This window comes from uncultured Fenollaria sp. (assembly GCF_934202865.1).
Taxonomy (GTDB): domain Bacteria; phylum Bacillota; class Clostridia; order Tissierellales; family Peptoniphilaceae; genus Fenollaria.
In genome coordinates, this window is the sequence record NZ_CAKPYL010000020.1 from 1 (window position 1) to 21,343 (window position 21,343).

At 33.9% G+C, this 21,343-nt stretch carries 22 protein-coding genes; 18 read left to right on the plus strand and 4 right to left on the minus strand.

Translation table 11 applies throughout. The annotated features are described in order from the left end of the window. A partial coding sequence (locus Q0E71_RS03365) for a helicase HerA-like domain-containing protein (RefSeq protein ID WP_294796007.1) occupies positions 1–405 on the minus strand: 405 nt, incomplete at its 3' end. Positions 406–520: 115 nt separating this feature from the next. On the opposite strand from Q0E71_RS03365, the gene Q0E71_RS03370 reads away from it, so the two are divergent. The 6 genes from Q0E71_RS03370 to Q0E71_RS03395 are packed head-to-tail and all read left to right on the plus strand — an operon-like array spanning position 521 to position 4,906. Further along, a complete protein-coding gene (locus Q0E71_RS03370) occupies positions 521–1,273 on the plus strand; it encodes a peptidyl-prolyl cis-trans isomerase (RefSeq protein WP_294796009.1) in 753 nt (250 codons plus the stop codon). A gap of 19 nt (positions 1,274–1,292) precedes the next feature. Further along, positions 1,293–2,630, plus strand: a complete 1,338-nt coding sequence (locus tag Q0E71_RS03375; RefSeq protein ID WP_294796011.1) for a GTP pyrophosphokinase family protein — start codon at positions 1,293–1,295, stop codon at positions 2,628–2,630. Continuing rightward, positions 2,623–2,973, plus strand: a complete 351-nt coding sequence (locus Q0E71_RS03380) for a DUF1292 domain-containing protein (RefSeq protein ID WP_058260423.1) — start codon at positions 2,623–2,625, stop codon at positions 2,971–2,973. The genes Q0E71_RS03375 and Q0E71_RS03380 overlap by 8 nt, the downstream gene beginning before the upstream one ends. Further along, positions 2,966–3,925 carry a TIGR01212 family radical SAM protein gene (locus Q0E71_RS03385; protein WP_294796014.1) on the plus strand — a complete coding sequence of 320 codons (960 nt, stop codon included), beginning with the start codon at positions 2,966–2,968 and terminating at the stop codon, positions 3,923–3,925. Before Q0E71_RS03380 ends, Q0E71_RS03385 begins: the two co-directional genes overlap by 8 nt. Continuing rightward, the gene (locus tag Q0E71_RS03390; protein WP_294796016.1) at positions 3,918–4,337 is read left to right on the plus strand and encodes a hypothetical protein; all 420 of its coding nucleotides are present in this window, start codon (positions 3,918–3,920) and stop codon (positions 4,335–4,337) included. The genes Q0E71_RS03385 and Q0E71_RS03390 overlap by 8 nt, the downstream gene beginning before the upstream one ends. 17 nt (positions 4,338–4,354) lie before the next feature. Beyond that, positions 4,355–4,906 (plus strand): DUF6648 family protein, encoded by a 552-nt coding sequence (locus Q0E71_RS03395; protein ID WP_294796017.1) that lies wholly within the window; start codon positions 4,355–4,357, stop codon positions 4,904–4,906. A gap of 36 nt (positions 4,907–4,942) precedes the next feature. Here Q0E71_RS03395 and fetB read toward each other — a convergent pair whose 3' ends face one another. The 3 genes from fetB to Q0E71_RS03410 are packed head-to-tail and all read right to left on the minus strand — an operon-like array spanning position 4,943 to position 8,244. After that, positions 4,943–5,713 carry an ABC transporter permease gene (gene fetB / locus Q0E71_RS03400; protein WP_294796019.1) on the minus strand — a complete coding sequence of 257 codons (771 nt, stop codon included), beginning with the start codon at positions 5,711–5,713 and terminating at the stop codon, positions 4,943–4,945. A gap of 1 nt (position 5,714) precedes the next feature. Continuing rightward, on the minus strand, positions 5,715–6,347 hold the full coding sequence (locus tag Q0E71_RS03405; RefSeq protein ID WP_294796021.1) for an ATP-binding cassette domain-containing protein: 633 nt from the start codon (positions 6,345–6,347) through the stop codon (positions 5,715–5,717). Between the two features lies 1 nt (position 6,348). Continuing rightward, positions 6,349–8,244, minus strand: coding sequence for an ABC-F family ATP-binding cassette domain-containing protein (locus Q0E71_RS03410; RefSeq protein WP_294796022.1), 1,896 nt, complete (start codon positions 8,242–8,244; stop codon positions 6,349–6,351). Between the two features lie 102 nt (positions 8,245–8,346). Here Q0E71_RS03410 and Q0E71_RS03415 point away from each other — a divergent pair, with 102 nt between their 5' ends. The 12 genes from Q0E71_RS03415 to Q0E71_RS03470 form a co-directional block, all read left to right on the plus strand. Beyond that, a complete protein-coding gene (locus Q0E71_RS03415) occupies positions 8,347–9,090 on the plus strand; it encodes a redox-sensing transcriptional repressor Rex (RefSeq protein ID WP_294796024.1) in 744 nt (247 codons plus the stop codon). Beyond that, positions 9,090–9,995, plus strand: coding sequence for an ABC transporter ATP-binding protein (locus Q0E71_RS03420; RefSeq protein WP_294796026.1), 906 nt, complete (start codon positions 9,090–9,092; stop codon positions 9,993–9,995). The genes Q0E71_RS03415 and Q0E71_RS03420 overlap by 1 nt, the downstream gene beginning before the upstream one ends. Continuing rightward, positions 9,985–11,220, plus strand: coding sequence for an ABC transporter permease (locus Q0E71_RS03425; RefSeq protein WP_294796028.1), 1,236 nt, complete (start codon positions 9,985–9,987; stop codon positions 11,218–11,220). Before Q0E71_RS03420 ends, Q0E71_RS03425 begins: the two co-directional genes overlap by 11 nt. Further along, a complete protein-coding gene (locus Q0E71_RS03430) occupies positions 11,213–12,100 on the plus strand; it encodes a DNA-3-methyladenine glycosylase (RefSeq protein ID WP_294796030.1) in 888 nt (295 codons plus the stop codon). The genes Q0E71_RS03425 and Q0E71_RS03430 overlap by 8 nt, the downstream gene beginning before the upstream one ends. A gap of 144 nt (positions 12,101–12,244) precedes the next feature. Further along, the gene (locus tag Q0E71_RS03435; RefSeq protein WP_294796032.1) at positions 12,245–12,529 is read left to right on the plus strand and encodes a co-chaperone GroES; all 285 of its coding nucleotides are present in this window, start codon (positions 12,245–12,247) and stop codon (positions 12,527–12,529) included. A gap of 11 nt (positions 12,530–12,540) precedes the next feature. Continuing rightward, the gene (gene groL / locus Q0E71_RS03440) at positions 12,541–14,166 is read left to right on the plus strand and encodes a chaperonin GroEL (protein ID WP_294796034.1); all 1,626 of its coding nucleotides are present in this window, start codon (positions 12,541–12,543) and stop codon (positions 14,164–14,166) included. Positions 14,167–14,411: 245 nt separating this feature from the next. After that, positions 14,412–15,725, plus strand: a complete 1,314-nt coding sequence (gene brnQ / locus Q0E71_RS03445; RefSeq protein WP_294796036.1) for a branched-chain amino acid transport system II carrier protein — start codon at positions 14,412–14,414, stop codon at positions 15,723–15,725. Further along, positions 15,725–16,339 (plus strand): hypothetical protein, encoded by a 615-nt coding sequence (locus tag Q0E71_RS03450; RefSeq protein ID WP_294796038.1) that lies wholly within the window; start codon positions 15,725–15,727, stop codon positions 16,337–16,339. The genes brnQ and Q0E71_RS03450 overlap by 1 nt, the downstream gene beginning before the upstream one ends. 127 nt (positions 16,340–16,466) lie before the next feature. Then, positions 16,467–17,327, plus strand: coding sequence for a sulfide/dihydroorotate dehydrogenase-like FAD/NAD-binding protein (locus tag Q0E71_RS03455; RefSeq protein WP_294796040.1), 861 nt, complete (start codon positions 16,467–16,469; stop codon positions 17,325–17,327). Beyond that, a complete protein-coding gene (gene gltA, locus Q0E71_RS03460) occupies positions 17,327–18,700 on the plus strand; it encodes an NADPH-dependent glutamate synthase (RefSeq protein ID WP_294796042.1) in 1,374 nt (457 codons plus the stop codon). Before Q0E71_RS03455 ends, gltA begins: the two co-directional genes overlap by 1 nt. Before the next feature lie 22 nt (positions 18,701–18,722). Continuing rightward, positions 18,723–19,421 (plus strand): ABC transporter ATP-binding protein, encoded by a 699-nt coding sequence (locus Q0E71_RS03465; protein WP_294796044.1) that lies wholly within the window; start codon positions 18,723–18,725, stop codon positions 19,419–19,421. Positions 19,422–19,428: 7 nt separating this feature from the next. Then, positions 19,429–21,343: FtsX-like permease family protein (locus Q0E71_RS03470; RefSeq protein WP_294796046.1), on the plus strand; the 1,915-nt coding region annotated here is incomplete at its 3' end.

The following is a 21,343-nucleotide window of genomic DNA, read 5'->3' on the forward strand; positions in this document are numbered from 1 at the left end:
TTTATACATAACATCGATGACGCCGCTTTGTACATCGTTTAGGCCAAGCATCTTAGATAATAAAACTGGACCTATATCAGTAACAGATGCTCTTAGCGGAACACCTTTTTTATATATATCAAAAATTTCAACAGGGAAGCTATCAACTTGGTAGTCATCTATACCAAGCTTAGCAAGTCTTTCGTCAATCTTTTCATTTCTCTCGCCGTTCTCAGCTAGACTCATAATGTCGCCTTTAACATCGGTAATGAATGTGTTGATGCCGTCGTTATTAAGCATCTCAATAATTACTTTTAGAGTAACAGTCTTACCAGTACCAGTCGCTCCAGCTATGATGCCGTGTCTGTTTAGCATCTTAGAGTTCAAATATACTTTTTCATTTTCTCCACCTAGTAAATATTTCATAAAATCACCTCTCAGGACTATTATAACACATTTTGAAGATTAAAAATAGTCTTGCAAAATAATAATTTATATGATAATATAAATATGTGAAAGATTAAATTTTAAGGAGGATATTTTGGAAATAAATAAGGAAGTAGTCGCTAAAGTATGCGGCAAAGAAATTAAAAAAGAAGACGTTGTTAACTTTGCAAATATGCTTGGACCACAACTAACTATGCAGTTCCAATCAAAGGACGGAGTGAAGAAATTAGTTGAAGAGATGGTTAATCAAGCGATGTTATATAATAATGCTATCGATGAAAAATTAGACGAGAGTGAAGAGTATAAAATTGAGATGGCGAAGGCTAAAGAAAATATCTTAACTAATATGGCTTTTAAAAAGGCTCTTGAATGTGACGAAGCAACAGATGAAGAACTTAAGAACTATTATAATGAATTTAAGGATGAATTTTCTGAGCCTGAATCAAGATCTGCTAGCCACATACTAGTTGATAACGAAGATAAAGCTAAGGACATCAAGGCTAAAATTGATAAGGGTGAGGACTTTGCGAGCCTTGCTAAAGAACACTCTGCATGCCCATCTAAGGCTAATGGTGGAGACTTAGGTACTTTCCACAGAGGACAAATGGTTAAAGAATTTGACGACAAGGTATTCTCAATGAACATTGGAGAAATATCTGAGCCAGTTAAAACTCAATTTGGCTACCATATAATCAAGTTAAATGAGATTAACGATGCAAAAACTAGGTCATTTGACGAAGTTAAAGATGAAGTGCGTGCTCATGTTATGCAAATTAAACAAATGAACGCATTTAAGGCAGTTATTGACAGCTTAAAGGATAAATACAAACCAGAAATATTTGTTTAATGAAAGGATATGAGAGCTGATGAGGCTTGAATTATTTGATTTTATAGATGACACTATAGATTTACTTGAAGAAAATAACGATAAATTGGAAGAAGTATTAGAGATATTGGAAAATTTCTTTACTAATACATTCTGTGCTAAGGATCACTTTTTAGCCGCAAGAGGCAGAGTTAAGGAAGCTACTTCACTTAGAGAGAAGATACTTAGAAACAATTTATACACTGAGTACAAGACGCCAGAGAACCTTATGGAGAACATCTCAGACATCATAGGTGTTAGAATTGAATGTAGGTTCATTGACGACGAAAAGAAAATTTATAGAGACTTACTAAACTTATTCAATTATAAAGAGGACAGGGGATACTACTCAAGCCATATCAATAAAAAGATATATCTAAAGCTATCTGAAGAGCAACCACAATTACAAAAGAATGGTTTTGAGATCTACAAGATAGATGGCAAGTATGTTGATGATGACGGCAAGAAGATTCACTTTGAGCTTCAAATAAAGTCACTTGTCAATGTATTCTGGGGAGACATAGACCACAAAGTCTTATATAAGAACTACAACTACGTACTTACAGAAGATTTCTTTATAGACATCATGGCAACTATTAAGGATAATTTAACTATGGTTGATAGGCAGCTTATGAGTGTTTATAACCATCTTAATAGGTCTGACTCAACGATACAGGTTAATAAGAAGAAGCAACTTGTTAAGCTTGTATCAAAGACTATACATGATATTTTCAAATCAAAGGTTAAGAGCGATTTAGGTTATATTATAGACTACAAGGATTCCTGCGACATGATTAGCGAGTACTTATTTATGAAGGCTCAAAGAAAATCTGCTAAGGACATATCACAAGAGTTTGTTGATTTAGTAGGAAGATTATCAGATATACAGGAAAATCTTGGCCCTATAACAAACTATATAGAGTTTGAGAGAAAGCCTGTGTTTAACGATACTTTCACTCAAAGCTTAGGTGACGAAATACTAAAACTTATAAATACTGATTTTAAGTGGAATTTATTCTTTAGGATAATATTTATTATTGAAAAGGGTACTAATGTTGAAGACTTTGAAGGATTCATAATATTCTTAAGATACAAGTTCTATGAATCAGTTGCTCTAAGTATTAGAAATAAGGATATGTCAAAGGAAGAGAAAGAGTTTATAATTAACTACTACCTTGATCAAATAAGCTATGCTTTTAAGAAAAAACCTGAACTTTCATTTATAACTGATGAAAATATTAACGAAATTAATAAAAATATTAGTCTTGAATTAGTTAATATATCTAATTTTGAGGACTTTTCCGAACAAATTTTAGAAAGAGGAGAAACAGATGAGTAAAGATAAAGATTTTATTGACGAACACGATTGCTGCTGCCACGACGAAGACTGCGGCTGCGGACATGATCACGAACATGATGATTGCGACTGTGAAGACACAATGATCATCACTTTAGATGATGGAACAGAGCTTGAATGCGCTGTACTTGATCTATTTAATTACAAAGGAGACGACTACATCTTCTTGTTCCCACTAGACGTAGAAGAGGAAGAAGAGTACGTGTATCCTTATAAGTACATCGAGCATGAAAATGGTGTCGATGTTGAACTAGAAGTCGTTGATGACGCAATCATAGACGAACTTATGGAAGAATTTTATAATAAAAACGAGGTAGATGAGTAATATTATAAGCTTTGAGGAAGAGAAAAAACTATATAGAGTATACTCAGAGTACTTAAGAAACAAATTTCATACTAAAGTTTATAAGCTTCCTATCAGTTTAAACATAACTTGTCCCAATAGAGATGGATCAAAGGCTTATGGCGGCTGCATATTTTGCACAGCAGAGGGAGGCAGCTTTGAGAATTTATCTAACAAACTATCTGTCAAAGAGCAGATTGAACAAAACAAGATAAATATCACGAAGAACCATAAGGCTACTAAGTTCATAGCTTATTTTCAAAACTTTTCTAATACTTATATGCCACTAGATCAGTTTAAGGAAAATATTATGAACGCGATTCAGGAAGATGTTGTTGGAATTAACATATCGACAAGGCCTGATTTAATCTTCGATGATTACATGAAGTTTTTGAGGGACGTAAAGGATGAGTATAATCTTGAGATAACTGTTGAACTGGGCTTACAGAGCTCAAATGATGAGACGCTTAAGATATTAAACCGCTGTCACAATACTAAGGACTATATAGATGCGTGTGAAACATTATCCAAGTATGGTCTAAGAAAGGCAGCTCACTTGATACTTGATTTGCCATGGGATAGCGTAGATGACATATATAATGACGCTAGGCTCATTAACATGACAAAGACGGATGAAGTTAAACTACATAGCTTATATATCATGGAAGGAACTAAGATAGCCCAGATGTATAAAGCTCATGAGTTTAAACTCTTAAACAGAGAAGACTATGTAGATAGAGTAGAAATTTTCTTAACTCATATAAAAGATGATATAATTATACAAAGATTGGTCGGAAGGTCCGATGAAGAGGGAACGATTCATTGCAACTGGGGCGAATCTTGGTGGAGAATAAAAGATTCCATATTAGAACAAATGAAAAGAAAATCAAATTACCAAGGTAAATATTTTAAGGAGGATGATTTTTATGGTTAAATTAATCTTAGGAGCAAAAGGTGCAGGAAAGACTAAGTGGTTAATCAATGGTGCTAACGATGACATTAAGTCAGGTAACGGCAACATTACGTTCTTAGATGTTGAGGACGAACACATATTTTCTCTAGACACTAACGTTAGACTTATTAACTTAAGTGACTATAGTGTAAATTCTATTGAAAAGTTCTATGGCTTCTTGCTTGGAATGCTATCTATGGACTTCGACCTAGAAAAAATTTATATCGACAGTATTTATAAGATTATCGATATTAAGAAAGAAGATTTAAAATGCTTAGTAAAGAATTTAGATGAAATTTCTGAAAAGCATGATGTAGACATACTTATCAACGTTGACTACGTAGCTGATGAAGTAGACAGTGACTTAAGGAGTTATGTAGAAGAAGTTAAATAATTAGAAAGTGGTATTTAATGCTTTATGTAAAGAGGAAGAATCTTTTTGAGGTATTTTTCGAGAAGAGACATTCTTTGATCATACAGTTCAACAACGGTGACTTGACAAAGAAGGAGTTTCTTCAAGAGAATTTCAATTTTATTACTAGTCTAAACATCAAACCTTTTATTAAGATTGATTCATTTGAAAAGGGCATGTTTAACTACCAATACTATAACTCACTTGCTAAGTATTATCTGATGCTTGCAAACGAGATAAAAAATACAAACAAGCACAAAAAGTATTTTGTTGAGTACAAAAACACTGGGCTAAGTTTGTATCATCAAAAAGATTTAACGACTATAAGCATACTAAGGCTGGTTGACTTTGAGAATGTTGATGCTTACTACGTTAAAACAAATTCAAAGTTCTTAAATGGCAAGCTTTATGAGATAGTCTTAAGTGACTATAATGAAGCAATCTTCCATTCGAAAGCTTTGTGGCTTGTAGACATTTTGAGAGAGAAGAACGTTTTTAGTGAAAAGAAGAAAGAGTCGGTAATAGATTCGTATATAAATAAACTCTACTAGTTTTAGTAGAGTTTGTTTTTTATATTAAGTTTTCCTTTAGAATAGTATTTGCTCTCTATCATTAAAGAAAGCTTTGTATGCAAGCGATGTAAATATGCTTGTAGTGATGCCGACAGTTCCGACTATAGATATCATGATCGTTATTTGATATAGTATAGCAGACATCGGGTCAGTCCCCGATAGTATTTGGCCTGTCATCATGCCAGGCAAAAGCACTATGCCCATGCCAAGCATTGAGTTAAGTGTCGGTAGTATGGCTGAGCTAAATGCTTCTCTCGATATTCTTAACACAGCATCCTTAGGTTTTGCCCCAAGCATAAGTGCCGACTCAATCGTATCTCTTTGGTCATTGAGAGAGTTTTTATAAGAGTTAATAGCAAGACTCATGCCCGTCATAGTATTACCAATAAGCATTCCTGAGATAGTTATAAAGTACCTTGGGTCGTACCATGGTCTAGCGCCTACAACGACTATGATGTAGTAGAATATTGACACTAAACTCGATCCTATAAAGCATATAGCTATAAGCTCTTTAAGCTTGATAGATTTAACCTTGCTTCTTTTGTAGACATTAAATATTGCAAACGCTTCCATAATTATAAGTATTAAAAGTGTTATCCACGGACTATCGCTCTTTAAAATGTATTTTAGTAAGTAGCCTGTTATAATTAATTGGATTGTCATTCTTAGTGAAGCGACTATGATTAGTCCTTGATTTGATAGACCCTTTATCTTTGAAATTATTAGCAGTACTATGATAAATGCAAAAGATAGGGCGAGCTGTAATATTGAAATTTCAGTTACCATACTAGGCCTCCTTAATTGTCGCTGTCTTATTCTTGATGTTAATCACTTGATCAGCAAGGGAGAATAGTTTTTCTGAGTGCGATACCATAATTATCTTCTTATCTCTTTCTTTTAAGTACTTAATCACATTACTTATAAGCTTGTATTCGGTCTCTTCATCAAGTGACGATGTTGGCTCGTCAAATAGATATACTTCAGCATCCATTGCCAAGACTCTCGCTATCGATAGTCTAGTCTTTTCTCCGCCAGAGAAGTCCTTTGGATTATCGTTAAGATTTTTATCAAGCAAAACTATATCAAGCAGTTTTTTTAGTTTCGCATCATCAAGAGCGTCTATATCACTGAATTTTCTAGCTATATTTAAATTGTCTCTCACATCTCCATCAAAGATAGCGGGGAATTGAGACTGCATAATAACTTTTCTTCTTAATTCATGCGCTTTGAATGACTTAATATTGTCGCCTTTGTATAAAATATCGCCGTTATCAGGGCTTATAAGGTTATCAAGCATCTTTAAGAGAGTAGATTTACCGCTGCCGCTCGGACCCATAATCATAGTAAGGCCACTATCACCAATAGACAGATGCTCTATGCTAATAATATCTTTGAATTTTACATTTTTCAGTTCAAACATCTTAATCCTCCATATAAATCAGCTCTTCATATAAGGCATCAAGCTTCTCATCAATCTCAGTAAGTTTAAAGTTCAAATCGTTAACTCTGTCTATGTCGTCGTATATATCTGGATTTGCAAGCTCATTATGAATCTTATCCTTATGTTTTTCAAGCTCTGAAATTTCTTTTTCAATAGCATCCTTAGCTTGTTTTTCTTTTTTAAGCCTTTCTTTTTCTTCTCTTTCTCGTTTTTTATTCAGCTTCGCTTGCGTTTTTGTAATTTCTTCAGGCTCTTCTAAAAAGGCTTCTTCCTCACGCATACGCTTTTTCTTGTCAAGATAATAGTCATAATTACCTAAAAATTCATGAATACCATCGGCTTTTAGCTCAAGTATTTTATTTACAACTTTATTTAAAAAATATCTATCGTGGCTAATTACAAGCAAGGTTCCTTCGTATGAATTAAGAGCTTCTTCTAAAACTTCTTTTGATTCGATATCCAAGTGATTTGTAGGCTCGTCTAGAACAAGGAAGTTTACATCAGAAAGCATTATCTTACATAGAGAAACTCTAGCTTTTTCTCCGCCAGATAATTCATCTATCATCTTATATATATCATCATCAATAAATAAGAATTTTGCAAGCGCTTTTCTTAACTCAAAGTAAGTAAGGCGAGGGAAGCTGTCCCATATCTCTTCGGCTATGGATTTGTTCACGTCAAGCTTTTCTAGCTCTTGATCAAAGTAGCCGACATTGACATTAGTCCCAAAGCGTATTTCACCAGAGTCATGACTTTCTTCACCAAGAATAATTTTAAATAGAGTTGACTTACCAATACCATTAGCACCGATGATGCCGACATGCTCACGCTTATATATGTTAAAGTTTATATCATTTAATAGTTTAAAATCACCAAAGCTTTTATTGATATTTTCAACAGCTAAGACATCATTACCAGACTCGACCTTCATCCTAAACTTGAAATTGATCTCGCTGTCATCATTAACATCACTTAAGAGCTCAATCTTAGCAAGCATCTTCTCACGCGATTTTGCCTTAATAATGCTTTTTTCAGTAGCGTAGGACCTAAATCTTCTGATAATCTCTTTTTGTCTTTCAATTTCTTTTTGCTGATTGATATAAGCCTTCTCTTGAATTGCTTCATTTATCTTTCTTTGCTTGATATATTGCTCGTAGCCCATATTGTACTCATGAGTAGTGTGATCCTTTATAAGAATAACCTTGTTGCAAGTCGCATTTAAAAAGTATCTATCGTGGCTGACCATAACAACAGTCTTATTAAATGAATTGATGTATTCTTGAAGGAATTCCATTGAGTCAATATCAAGATGGTTAGTCGGCTCATCTAAGAAAAGTATATCGGATTCTTGTATAAGTGCCTTTGCAAGCATTAGCTTAGATTTTTGCCCGCCGCTAAGAGAGTTAAAAGCCTGATCAAATTGATCTTCGACAAAACCAAGACCAGTCAAAACCTTTTTTATCTCAGCATCATATGTATATCCGCCTTTCTTTTCGAAGTCTTCAAGTAAAAAAGCATATCTATCCATGTTCTCTTGACTTGGGTCCTTGGCAAGGATATCTTCAAAATTCCTAAGCTCCTCCTCAAGATCAGTCAAGTGCTTCATGGACTTCTTCATCTCATCATAAACACTTAAAGAACTTCTGATAGTTGTATTTTGCTCAAGATAGGCGATTTTAGTGTCCTTAGAAATAAATATATCACCTTCATCATAATTAAGCATGCCAGATAGAATGTTAAGTAGAGTTGACTTTCCAGTACCATTCATACCAACTATGGCAACTTTTTCACCCTCATTTATATTAATAGAAACGTTTTCAAAAATTAACTTGTCTATAAAAACTTTTTTTATATTGTTACATGCTAGTACAGTCATAAAAACACCTCGCTTATATTATAACATAAATGAAAAAAATATTGCTAAGAAAATATCTATATGTTATACTATAATTGCTTTAATAATGAAAGGTGTGGAGATATGGCTCGCGATATTACAATAAATGCAATTAAAAGATTACCCATATACTATGTGATTTTTGAAGACCTATACGTAAGGGGTGTACATAGGGTTTCTTCAAGTGAGCTATCGTCTTACACAAAGTTTACTGCCTCTCAGATCAGGGCCGATCTAAATACTTTTGGCGCTGAGGGTAGACAAGGTTATGGATATAATGTTGAGACCATATACATGGACCTCAAAGGCGTTCTTGGTCTTGATTATAAAAAGAATTTAATTTTGACTGGTGTTGGCAATATCGGCCAAGCGATAATACAGTCGCGTGAGTTTGAAAGTAGCGGATTTAAATTCATCGGGCTATTCGATAGTAACCCTAATATGATAGGTCTTAGCTTTAATGGTATCAAAGTTAGAAACATTTCTGAGCTTGAGGACTTTGCTAAGAACAACACTATTGATATAGGTGTCATAGCTGTTACTAGTAATAGCGCGAGAGATGTTGCTAGGACTTATGAAAAGATTGGTATAAAGGCGGTTTGGAACTTTGCTCCGACTGTGCTTGATTTAGACAAGGACATCATAGTTGAGAACGTGCCATTATCAGAGAGCTTATTCACGCTAAACTATTTACTTAAATGTAAAAACGATGGCACTTTCACAAGTGACGATTATGTCAATAGGGCAAAGGACATTGTATATGATAAGGAATTAGGAAGATATAGACAGTCTAAAAAGAGGGGAAGACCTAGAAAGGAGAGTAAATAATGAAATTAGAATTAATCGACATTAAAAAATTCTTCGCTGGAAAAGAAGTTTTACACGGAATTAACCTAGAGACTAGTTCTGGTAGTTCAACTGCTTTTTTAGGAAGGAATGGAGCTGGCAAAACGACTACCATAAGGATACTTATGGACGTTTTTAAGGCTGACAGCGGCAAGATACTGATTGACGGCGCACCAATCGACAGAAAAGAGATTAAGCTAGGATATTTGCCTGAAGAAAGAGGCATGTACGCTAAAACTGCAATACTTGACCAGCTAATTTACTTTGGCAGAATTAAAGGGCTTACAAAAAAGGAAAGCCATGACAATGCTCTTGAGCTACTTGAAAAGGTTAAGCTAAGTGAATACAAGGCTAAAAATCTTGACACTTTATCAAAGGGTAATCAACAAAAGATACAAATCATTCAGACATTTATTAATAAGCCTGATATTATTATTCTTGATGAGCCATTCTCAGGTCTAGACCCAGTTAACTCTCAAATACTTATTGATCTAATCAAAGAAGCTGTTTCGAGCGGTACTTTATTAATATTCTCATCTCATCAAATGAGCCATGTTGAAAACTTTTGTGACAATATTGCTCTTATTAAAGACGGCAAAAATGTTTTAACTGGCAATCTTAAAGAGATTAAGAAAAATATGGGCGAGGGAAGATTAAGACTAAGTTTTTATAATGATGCTGTAAACTATTTACAAGATATATTTGATTTAGTTGGACAAGATAATGTTAGCATCAAAGATAATGACATCATCGTTAGAACAAGTAATAAAGCTGATGAACTTGCTAAGTTTGCTATTGGCAAGCACAATTTTAGAGCCATAGCAAAGTATGAACCAAGTCTTGAAGAGATATTCATAGAAGCGGTAGGTGATAAAGATGAAGAATAAAGTTGGATTAATAACATCATTTGAGTTTAAACAGCTTATAAAGACTAAGTCGTATAAGATAACTACAATAGTATTTTTCGTTCTTGCCTTATTAGGAGCTTTTGTTCCAAGACTTATACAAGGAAATATATTTAAGTCTATCACAGATGAATTTAACAAAACACAAAAGCTAGGTGTAATTATAAATGATGATAGTATTGACGAAAGCGAATTAAAATCATTTTTAAGTAATTATGAAGTTCATTTATATACTGACGAAGAAAAACTTAAAGATGATGTACTAAGTAAAGAGCTGGATAGAGGAGCAATAATTGATGTAGACTCAATTCTAAAATTTGTATTAAACTCTAAACTTACTGATATGGGTGATGGCTTAGACAGAGTCTTAAATGAATACAGATATAAAAAACTGATTGAAGCAGAAGGCATTGATTATGCAAAAATAAAAGCTTTACAGTTAAATCAATACCAAATAAATGAAGTAGTACTAGGAAAAGACTCAAAGCAAAACTATTTTATAATATACATTTTGTTATTCTTGCTTTATATGATTATACTAACATATGGCCAAATAACTGCAACATCAGTAGCTAAGGAAAAGAATGACAGAACTATGGAGTTGCTTATAACATCAACTAAACCAAAGTACTTGATACTAAGTAAAGTATTAGCGACTGTATTAAGTGCGGTTATTCAAGTTTCATTCTTGTTTATAGGCTTTGGTCTTGGATACTTATTTAATAAAGAGTATTGGTCAGACATTTTTAGCATAACAAGCGCACCAATACAAATCATAGCGATATTTATATTATTTATGATAGCTGGTTTCTTCTTATACTTATTTATCTTTGCTACACTTGGAGCACTAGTTAATAAGATTGAAGAAGTTAGCCAATCAATATCATCAGCTACTATATTAATAGTACTTGCTTATTTTGGAGCTATATTTGCGTTAACATCTGGATCAGAATCGAGCTTTGTTGCATTTTTATCATACTTCCCATTGACATCGCCATTCGTTATGTTCATTAGGGCGGGCATGGTAAATATATCAATCGTTGAAGTAGCTATATCTTTTGCAATACTAGTAGTATCAGCATACTTCATATATAAACTTGCATGCGATATCTATAGACTAGGAACGCTGCAATACGGAAACAGGATGACGCTTAAACAAGCGTTTAAAGCATTAAGAGAGGATAAAAAGACAAAGAGTAATGAATAAGATAATATTAAAGGGACAGATTAGCTTTGTCCCTTCTCATATATTTGAGTGCGGTCAAGCATTCAGATGGCAAAAGCTAGATGAAGAAGCATATAGATTTATATTTAGGGATATGGTCTTGGAGGCACGTGCCACAGATGATAGTATTGAAATAGTGGGCGATTTTTCAGATAAAAATGAAATTTTAAACTATTTTGACTTAAATACTGACTATAATGCAATTAAGAAGACGCTATCAGCTAATGATGAAGTTATTAGAAAAGCTATTGATTTTGGCGGCGGCATGAGGATACTTAAACAGGATCCATTCGAGACATATATTTCCTTTATTATTAGTGCCAATAATCAAATTAAGAACATTAAGAATACAATTAAGAAACTATCTCAAATGTACGGAGAGAAGCTAAATAATCCATTTGATGAAGAAGAGTACTATGCTTTTCCGAGTCCAGCGGCTCTGTCTAATGCAAAGCCTGAGGACATAAAGGAGTATGCAAGAGCTGGCTTTAGATCTGAAAGGATAGTTATTGCTTCAAAAATGGTTCAAGAGGATATAATAGATTTTGAAGAGCTTAAAGAAAGAAGCGTAGACGATATTAGAAAAACTTTATTAGAAGTGCCTGGTATAGGCGAGAAAGTCTTTCAATGCATACTACTCTTTGGACTAGGTAGAACTGATTCATTCCCAGTCGATGTTTGGGTTAAGAGAGTTATGGAAGAGCTTTACTACGGTGGAGAAGAGAGAAATAAGAAGCTTATACAAGAGGATGGCATGAGAAGATTTGGCGATTTATCGGGCTATGCACAGCAATATCTTTTCTACTACATGAGAGAAAATTATAAAAAGATGAAAAAAGAAGAGGAAAAGCAAGATAATTAATAAATAATAATGATAGATATGAATAAATACGATTATATTATCTTGTATATTTGAGGTATATTTACTACAATATAATTGTTAGCACTCAATAGAGACGAGTGCTAACAAGAAAAATATTAACAATATTATAAGGAGGAATAAATTATGAATTTAAGACCAATATCCGATAGGATAGTTATTAAGAAATTAGAAGCAGAAGAAAAAACTAAATCAGGCATAGTACTACCAAGCGCTTCAAAGGAAGCTCCTGTTATGGCTGAAGTTATAGCTATAGGATCTGACATCGCTAATGATGAAAAGAAGGCAAAAGAAGTAAAAGTAGGAGATAAGGTTATATTCTCAACATATGCAGGAACAAGCGCAAAGATTGATGGCGTTGAATACACTGTATTAAAATTCGCTGACATCGTTGCAGTAGTTGAAGACTAGGAGGTAATTATATGGCAAAAGAAATTAAATTCAATGCAGATGCAAGACATAAAATGGAAGAAGGTATTAACATTCTTGCTAATACTGTAAAAGTAACACTTGGACCAAAAGGAAGAAACGTTGTTCTTGACAAATCTTTCGGTTCACCACTAATCACTAATGACGGTGTTACTATCGCTAAGGAAATAGAATTAGAAGATAAATTTGAAAACATGGGAGCACAATTATTAAAAGAGGTTGCTACTAAGACAAATGACATCGCTGGTGACGGTACAACAACAGCAACACTTCTTGCTCAAGCTATAATCAGAGAAGGACTTAAGAATATTGCAGCTGGCGCAAATCCAATGATTTTACAAAGCGGTATTAGAAAAGCAGTTGATAAAACTGTTGAAAGCATCAAATCATATTCAAAGAAAGTTGAATCATCAGAGGCTATAGCACAAGTAGCTTCAATATCAGCTGGAGATAAAGAAATAGGTAAACTAATTGCAGATGCTATGGATAGAGTTGGTAATGACGGAGTTATTACTGTTGAAGAATCAAAATCTATGGGCACTACTTTAGAAGTAGTTGAAGGTATGCAATTTGATAGAGGATACGTTTCAAGCTACATGGTAACAGATACAGACAAGATGGTAGCTGAACTTGACAATCCTTACATCTTAATAACTGATAAGAAGATAACAAATATACAAGAAATTCTTCCTGTACTAGAAGAAATTGTTAAACAATCAAAACCATTATTAATAATCGCTGAAGATATAGAAGGCGATGCTATGGCAACACTTGTTGTTAACAAACTTAGAGGCACATTCAACTGCGTTGCAGTTAAGGCTCCTGGCTTTGGCGACAGAAGAAAAGAAATGTTACAAGACATAGCTATATTAACTGGAGCTAAGGTTATTTCTGAAGAACTTGGATATGACCTAAAAGAAGCTACTATAGATATGCTAGGAACTGCTCAAAAAGTTAAAGTTGACAAAGAAACTACAGTTATCGTTAACGGAGCAGGCGAAAAAGATGAAATAGAAGCAAGAGTAAAACAAATCAAGACTCAATACGAAGCATCAGACTCAGACTTCGACAGAGAAAAACTTCAAGAAAGATTAGCTAAATTAACTGGCGGCGTAGCAGTTGTTCAAGTTGGTGCAGCTAGTGAAATTGAATTAAAAGAAAGAAAATTAAGAATAGAAGATGCTCTATCAGCTACTAGAGCAGCAGTTGAAGAAGGTATAGTACCAGGTGGTGGAACTGTACTTGCAGACTCAATCAAGGCACTAGAAGCTATAGTAGATGACTTTGAAGGCGACGAAAAGACAGGTGTTAAGATAATCTTAAGAGCACTACAAGAACCAGTAAGACAAATAGCTGAAAACGCAGGTCTAGAAGGATCAGTTGTAGTTGAAAACGTTATGAACGAAAAACCTGGCATTGGTTTTGACGCACTTAACAACAAATACGTTGACATGATTAAATCAGGTATAGTTGACCCAACTAAGGTAACTAGATCAGCACTTCAAAATGCAGCATCAGTAGCATCAATGATACTAACTACTGAAGCAGCAGTAGCAGACATTCCTAAGGATGATGCACCTATGGCAGGTGGCATGCCTGGCGGAATGCCAATGATGTAAAATCAATTAAATAAACTATAGAATAACTCATGGCTCAGGCTGTGAGTTATTTTTTTGCTTAATCTTGCATTTGATGCTTATATCAAGATAGATAAATCAATCTTCATCATCGCTGCTTTATCACTGCTATTTAAATGCACCTAACAGCGCTGCTAATAATACTTTAAAACGTTACAAAATCTTAAAAATATATTTACTTTAGCTCAGAGATATAGTATAATGTCTATGGTAATGGAGGGATGAAAGTGAAAAGAAAACAAATCATCGACACAATGGTAGTAGGCTTTGCATTGTTTGCAATGTTCTTAGGTGCAGGGAACTTAATTTTTCCGCCAACATTAGGAGCCATAGCAGGAGACCAATGGTTCAAAGCAATGATTGGCTTTATGATGACAGGTATTGGACTACCAATACTTGGAGTTGTAGCATCAGCAAAGGCAGGAGGAAGACTTGAAGATGTTGCGGGCAAAGTAAATAAAACTTTCTCAATTTTATTTGGCTCATTAATCATGATATGTATAGGACCCTTATTAGCGATTCCTAGAACATGCGCCACTACATATGAGATAGCAGTTCAACCACTATTTGGTAATGTTAGCCCGATACTAGTATCTATAATCTTTTTTGGATTGACATTATTTTTTACGTTAAATCAATCAAAAGTTGTTGACAAGATAGGTTCGATACTTACACCAATACTATTAGTTATTCTATTTACAATAATTATTTCTTCAATTGTTAAGCCAATAGGTGTACCAAAAAATACAGGAAGTACACAAAATTTTGTTAAAGGCTTTAAAGAAGGTTATCAAACTATGGATGCCATAGGCTCAATAATTATGGCGACTATTGTAATTAACAGTGTTAAGAAAAGAGGCTACACTAGTCAAAAAGACATGTTTAGAATGACAGTTATATCTGGTATCATAGCAGCCTTTTGTTTAGCTTTTGTTTATGGCGGACTAGTTTACATCGGCGGAACTGGCAGTGGTTATTTAACTATTGATCCAGAAAACCCAAATAGAGTAGCTAACTTAATTTTCATGGTAAATAAGATTATGGGTCAATATGGAACAGCAGCTTTAGCTTTAACAGTAGCTTTAGCTTGCTTAACAACATCCATAGGCCTTACAGCAACAGCTGGAGAGTTCTTCTCAGATCTTACAAATGGCAAATTAACATACAAGTCTATAGTTATATTCACTTGTTTATTTAGTGGAATAATCGCAACAAACGGAGTTGACTCAATAATAACATTCTCAGGACCAATACTTTCAGTCTTATATCCAGTTGCTATTGTAATCATTTTATTAAATATATTTGATAATAAAATAAAATACAAAGCTATATATAAAGGAGCTACACTTGGAGCATTTATGGCAAGCTTGTTAGATACTATTGCTAATATTGGCGATTTTAAAAATATAAGAAGCTTTTTAGATAGAATCCCACTAGGATCAGAAGGTTTTGCCTGGGTAATACCAGCCATAGTCTTTGGCTTTGCCTTTATAGTATTGGAAATGGCGATAGATAATAATAATCAAAAGGGTGTTATTTAGTGAAGAAATATAAAAAGTTTTTAGATCCTATTTATTCTTTGGAGAAATGGCTAAATAAAGTAGGAGAAGAAAATTATAAGCTGAACAATTTAAGAGGCTCATACTTTTATTTTGATAAAACTGAATCTAAATATGAATACAAGGTATATTACTTCAAGGGACCAGAAAAGGACGTTAAGTCGTTTTTAACCTATGCTAGAAAAAAGGATATTGAGATTTTTCAATATCCTATAAGTGCTTCACAAATTTCTTTGTTCTCGTTTATGGCGGCTACATTTGATAGTAACTCACAAGACATTAGCTACAAGGCAAGTTTATTTGCAACACACATATATGTACTTATGAAGCCAAAAGTAGGAGAGAGCATAGAGGAGGTATTAGGCGAAGATGACAATCTTTATTATTACAAAAGACAGATGGAGAACAAACTTATATTAGCTCTAATACTTATGATACCACTACTATTAACGTACTTTAGGGTCTTTGGCGGAACATTTGAACAAAATAAGCTCTTCGTACAAGTGCTGATGGCTGTTGAAGTATTGATCTTGATATTTATCCTATTCTTAAACTTCAAAAAGAATAGATTTTTAAGAAGTAAAAATAAGAAGTAAATTAATAAGATAATTAGGCTCATAAACATGGGCCTATTTGCTTATAAATATTGAAAATTTAATTGTTTTATGATATTATATAGATATATTTGAGTAATTTTATTTATTTTTTTAGGAGGTTTTTAAAGTGTACGAAATTACAGAGAAAAAAGATATTGCTTTAAATACATTTCTTATGTACATAAAAGCTCCAGACATTGCTAGAAAAGCAGAACCTGGACAATTTTTAATTATTATCATCGATGAAAAGTCAGAAAGGCTACCTCTTACAATATGCGATAGCAATCCTGAAGAAGGAACAGTTATGATAGCTGTTCAAAAAATTGGCTCGACTACACAAAAGCTTGGTGAGCTTAATGTAGGAGACACTTTAAAGGATGTTTCTGGTCCACTTGGCAGACCAAGTGATTTTATCAATATTCCATTAGAAGAATTAAGAAAAGAATCAATTATATTCCTAGCAGGTGGTTTAGGAACTGCAGCTGTTTATCCACAAGTTAAGTGGATGCATGATCATGGTGTTGATGTTGACGTTATAATTGCTGCAAGAAACAAGGAACTGATCATACTTGAAGACGAGATGAAAAAAGTTGCTAAGAACGTTTATGTAGCAACAGATGACGGCTCATATGGTTTTAGCGGACTTATAACTGATTGCTTAGAAGATTTAATTTCAAATAAAGGCAAAAAATATACTTACGCAATCGTTGTTGGACCTATGATAATGATGAAGTTTGCTTGTCTAAAAACAAAAGAACACAATATAAAAACTATAGTTTCCATGAATACCATCATGGTAGATGGTAGCGGTATGTGCGGTGCATGTAGATTAACTGTTGACGGAAAAACAGTTTTTGCCTGTGTTGATGGACCTGAGTTTGATGGTCACTTAATTGACTGGAACGAAGCCTTAAGAAGATCAAGACAATATTCTAAGATAGAAAAAGAAGGTAAACATTTCTGCAACTTAATAGGAGGATTGAGATAATGGATAGATTTAAAAGAACTGAAATAAAATATCAAGATCCTAAGGAAAGAATCAATAATTTTGATGAAGTTTGTTATGGATACACAGAAGAAGAATGCATTTTAGAAGCAAAAAGATGTCTTCAATGTAAAAATCCTCAATGTGTAAAGATGTGTCCTGTAAATATTAATATACCTTCATTTATTCAAAAACTTGCTGATAATAAGCCAAAGGAAGCTGCTGAAGATTTATTCAAATATACTACATTACCAGCAGTTTGCGGAAGAGTTTGTCCACAAGAAGATCAATGCGAAATGACTTGTGTTTTAGGCAAGAAAGGCGAAGCTATTGCTATAGGTAAATTAGAGAGATATGCAGGCGACTACGCATTAAAGCACGGCATAAGACTTACTAAGAACGCTGAAAATAATGGCAAAAAGGTAGCTATTGTAGGAAGTGGTCCTTCTGGAATCACTTGCTCAGCAGATTTAGCAAAGCTTGGCTACGATGTTACTATGCTTGAATCGCTTCATGAAGCGGGCGGCGTTTTAACATACGGAATACCTGAGTTTAGACTACCAAAGGACGAAGTTGTAAAGAAAGAAATTGAAAATATTAAGTCATTAGGCGTTAAGATTAAGCTAAATACAATTGTTGGCAGAACAGTTACGGTTGATGAGCTTATGGATGAATACGATGCTGTATTTATTGGCACAGGAGCTGGACTTCCTGTATTTATGAACATTCCTGGCGAAAATTACAACGGTGTCTTCTCAGCAAATGAATATTTAACAAGAACAAACTTAATGAAAGCATATCTAGAAGATACAGCTACACCTATAAGAGTGGGTGTTAACACAGTTGTAGTAGGTGCAGGAAACGTTGCAATGGACGCTGCTAGAACAGCAAGACGTTTTGGATCGAATGTAACAGTTGTTTACAGAAGAGAAGACAAGGACATGCCTGCTCGTAGAGAAGAAATTGAAAATGCAAAAGAAGAAGGCATCAATTTTATGTATCTTTCAAATCCAGTTGAGATTTTAGCTGATGAAAACGGCGATGTTAATAAAGTAAAATGCGTAAAGATGGAGCTTGGCGAAGCTGATGCATCTGGTAGACAAAGACCAGTTAAGATAGAAGGCTCAGAATTTGAGATAGAAGCTGATGTTGTAATCATGGCGCTTGGCACAAGACCTAATCCATTAATAAAAGAAACAAGTACTGGAATTAAATTTAATGAAAAAGGCGGCATAATTGTTAACGAAGAAGAAAAAACTTCACGTGACTATATATATGCTGGCGGAGATGTAGTAACTGGCAGCGCAACAGTTATTGAGGCCATGGGAGCAGGAAAGAGAGCTGCTAAGGCTATTGACGAGGCGCTTTCAAAGTAATTATTAAGGTAGTGGTGAGAAAATGTTTGTAGAAGTAAAACATATGTATAAGAGATATCAGATGGGTGACAGCACAATAATTGCTAATAACGATATCAATTTTTCATTTAATAAAGGTGAATTGGTTGTTATAGTTGGTCCATCAGGAGCTGGTAAATCAACTCTATTAAATATAATTGGAGGTATGGACACAGCTGACGAAGGTGAAATTATAATCGATGGCAAAGACATACAAAAGTACAATGAAAAAGAACTTACCACTTACAGAAGATACGATATAGGCTTTGTATTTCAATTCTATAACCTAGTTCAAAACTTAACTTGCCTTGAAAATGTTGAACTAGCTAGCCAAATAGTTAAGGATGCAATTGACCCAATGCAAGTTCTAAGAGATGTAGGTCTTGAAGACAGAGCAAATAACTTCCCATCACAAATTTCTGGTGGTGAGCAACAAAGGGTTGCCATAGCGAGAGCCATTGCTAAGAATCCAAAACTATTGTTATGTGACGAACCAACAGGAGCTTTGGATTATCACACAGGTAAGAAGATACTTAAGCTATTGCAAAGCAGGAGCTTAGAGGACGGTAACACAGTAGTTATCATTACTCACAATAAAGCCATCGCCCCAATAGCTAATAGAGTTATTGAGATTAACGACTCAAAGGTTAGAAACATCTTTATTAATGATAATATTCAATCTATAGATGAGATAGAATGGTAGTGATTTTATGAAAAAAACTGCTTTATGGAAAGATATATTCAGAGAAATTAAAAATTCTCCAGGCAGATTCATTTCTATAGTTCTTTTAATCACATTAGGAGTATTTGTCTACACTGGCTTAAAGTCAGTGGGTCCTCTTATGAGAAAAACAGCAGATACTTTTATAGATGAGTCAAATCTTGCTGATATTTATCTAAACTCACAATTTTCATTAGAGGATAAAGATAAAGAAATTATTAATTCTGTAGCAGATATTAAAGATATAGAATATGTTTATAGCGAGGACGTTCTTGAAAAAGGAAGCGAAGCAATAATTAATCTTGAGTCACTTCCTGAAAGAATTTCTATGCCTAAACTTGTTGAGGGCAGGTTGCCAGAGAAGAACGATGAGATACTTGTCGATGCATACCCTATAAAACATTCGTTTAATATTGGAGATACTATAGAATTTGATAGTAAAAAGTCTAAATTTGAGTTTGAGAATAAGAAAATACTAAAGTATTACAGATTCAAAGTAGTTGGTAAAGTTATTTCTCCAGAGAATATGTCTACGGTAATGAAGGGCACTAGCAAGAAGGGTTTAGGTGACTATGACTCTTTTGCCTATGTACTTAAAGATGCTTTTAATGATACCGATGAGAGCAAAGCAAGAATTATTATTAAAGGTACAGATGGATTAAAGACTACAGATAAAGAATATAAAAATATTGTTGGCGAAAACAGAAGAGAATTAATATCCGCTTTCAATGATAGATCTATAGAGAAATTTGAAAGCATAAAAGCCGATATTAGAGAAGAAATTGACGATGCTGACGACAAGATAGCTGATGCTGAGAAAAAGCTTAGTGACGCTAAAGAAGAGCTTGACGATGCAAAGCAAAAATTAGATGATGCTAATAAATCTTATAAAGACGGCCTAAAGAAATACAATGACTCTATCAGTGAAGCTGAGAAAAAGCTTAGTGATAGTAAAAAAGAATTAGATGAAAGCAAAATTACGCTAGATGAAAATAAAAGCAATCTAGATGATGCTAAGGTCCAAATAGATGAATTAAAGACTAAACTAGATGAACTAAAAGATACTTATGAAAGCTCAATGACTGAGTATACTGCTAAAAAGGAAGAGTTTGATAAAGCAGTAGAAGCTATGGCGGGCATACCGGAAGCAAGTATACCAGCAGATAAAGCTGAAGAGTTTAAAAAAGGCAAAGAAGACCTAGATAAGGCAAAAGCACAATTAGATGAATTAAAAGAAAATATTGATAAGCTTGAGATAACTTATATAGAAAATAAAGCTAAATACGATGAAGGTTTGATTAAGCTCAATGAAGGCTTTGATAAGTATAACGATGGCTTAGAAAAGTATAATACTGGTCTTAAAGACTTTAAGGACAAGAAGGCTTCTGGACTTAGAGAACTTAATGATGCTAAGAGAAATATCTCTGATGGACAAAAAGAATATGATGACGGAGTCGAAAAATATGATTCAGAAAAAATAAAGGCAGATAAAAAGATAAAAGACGCCAAGAGCGATTTAGATGAAGCAAAGAGAGTCCTTAAGAACATGAAGAGACCGACATTTAATATATTAGATAGAGAAAATATCGAAAGTCTACAATTGTTCTACGACTCAGGCTATAGAATGGATATACTAGCCTTAGTCTTCCCAGCATTTTTCTTCTTAATCGCGTCAATCGTTGCGCTAACTGCACTTATGCGTATGGCAGAAGAAAGAAGAACTCAAATTGGTACCTTCAAAGCACTTGGTTATAATAACTTTGATATATATAAGAAGTATTTATTCTATGGCTTTGTAGCGACAACATTAGGAGTATTTATAGGCATAGCACTAGGACAAAGCATACTAACAAATATGGTATTTAAAACATATTCAGCATCATTTACGCTTAAAAAGCCAATAC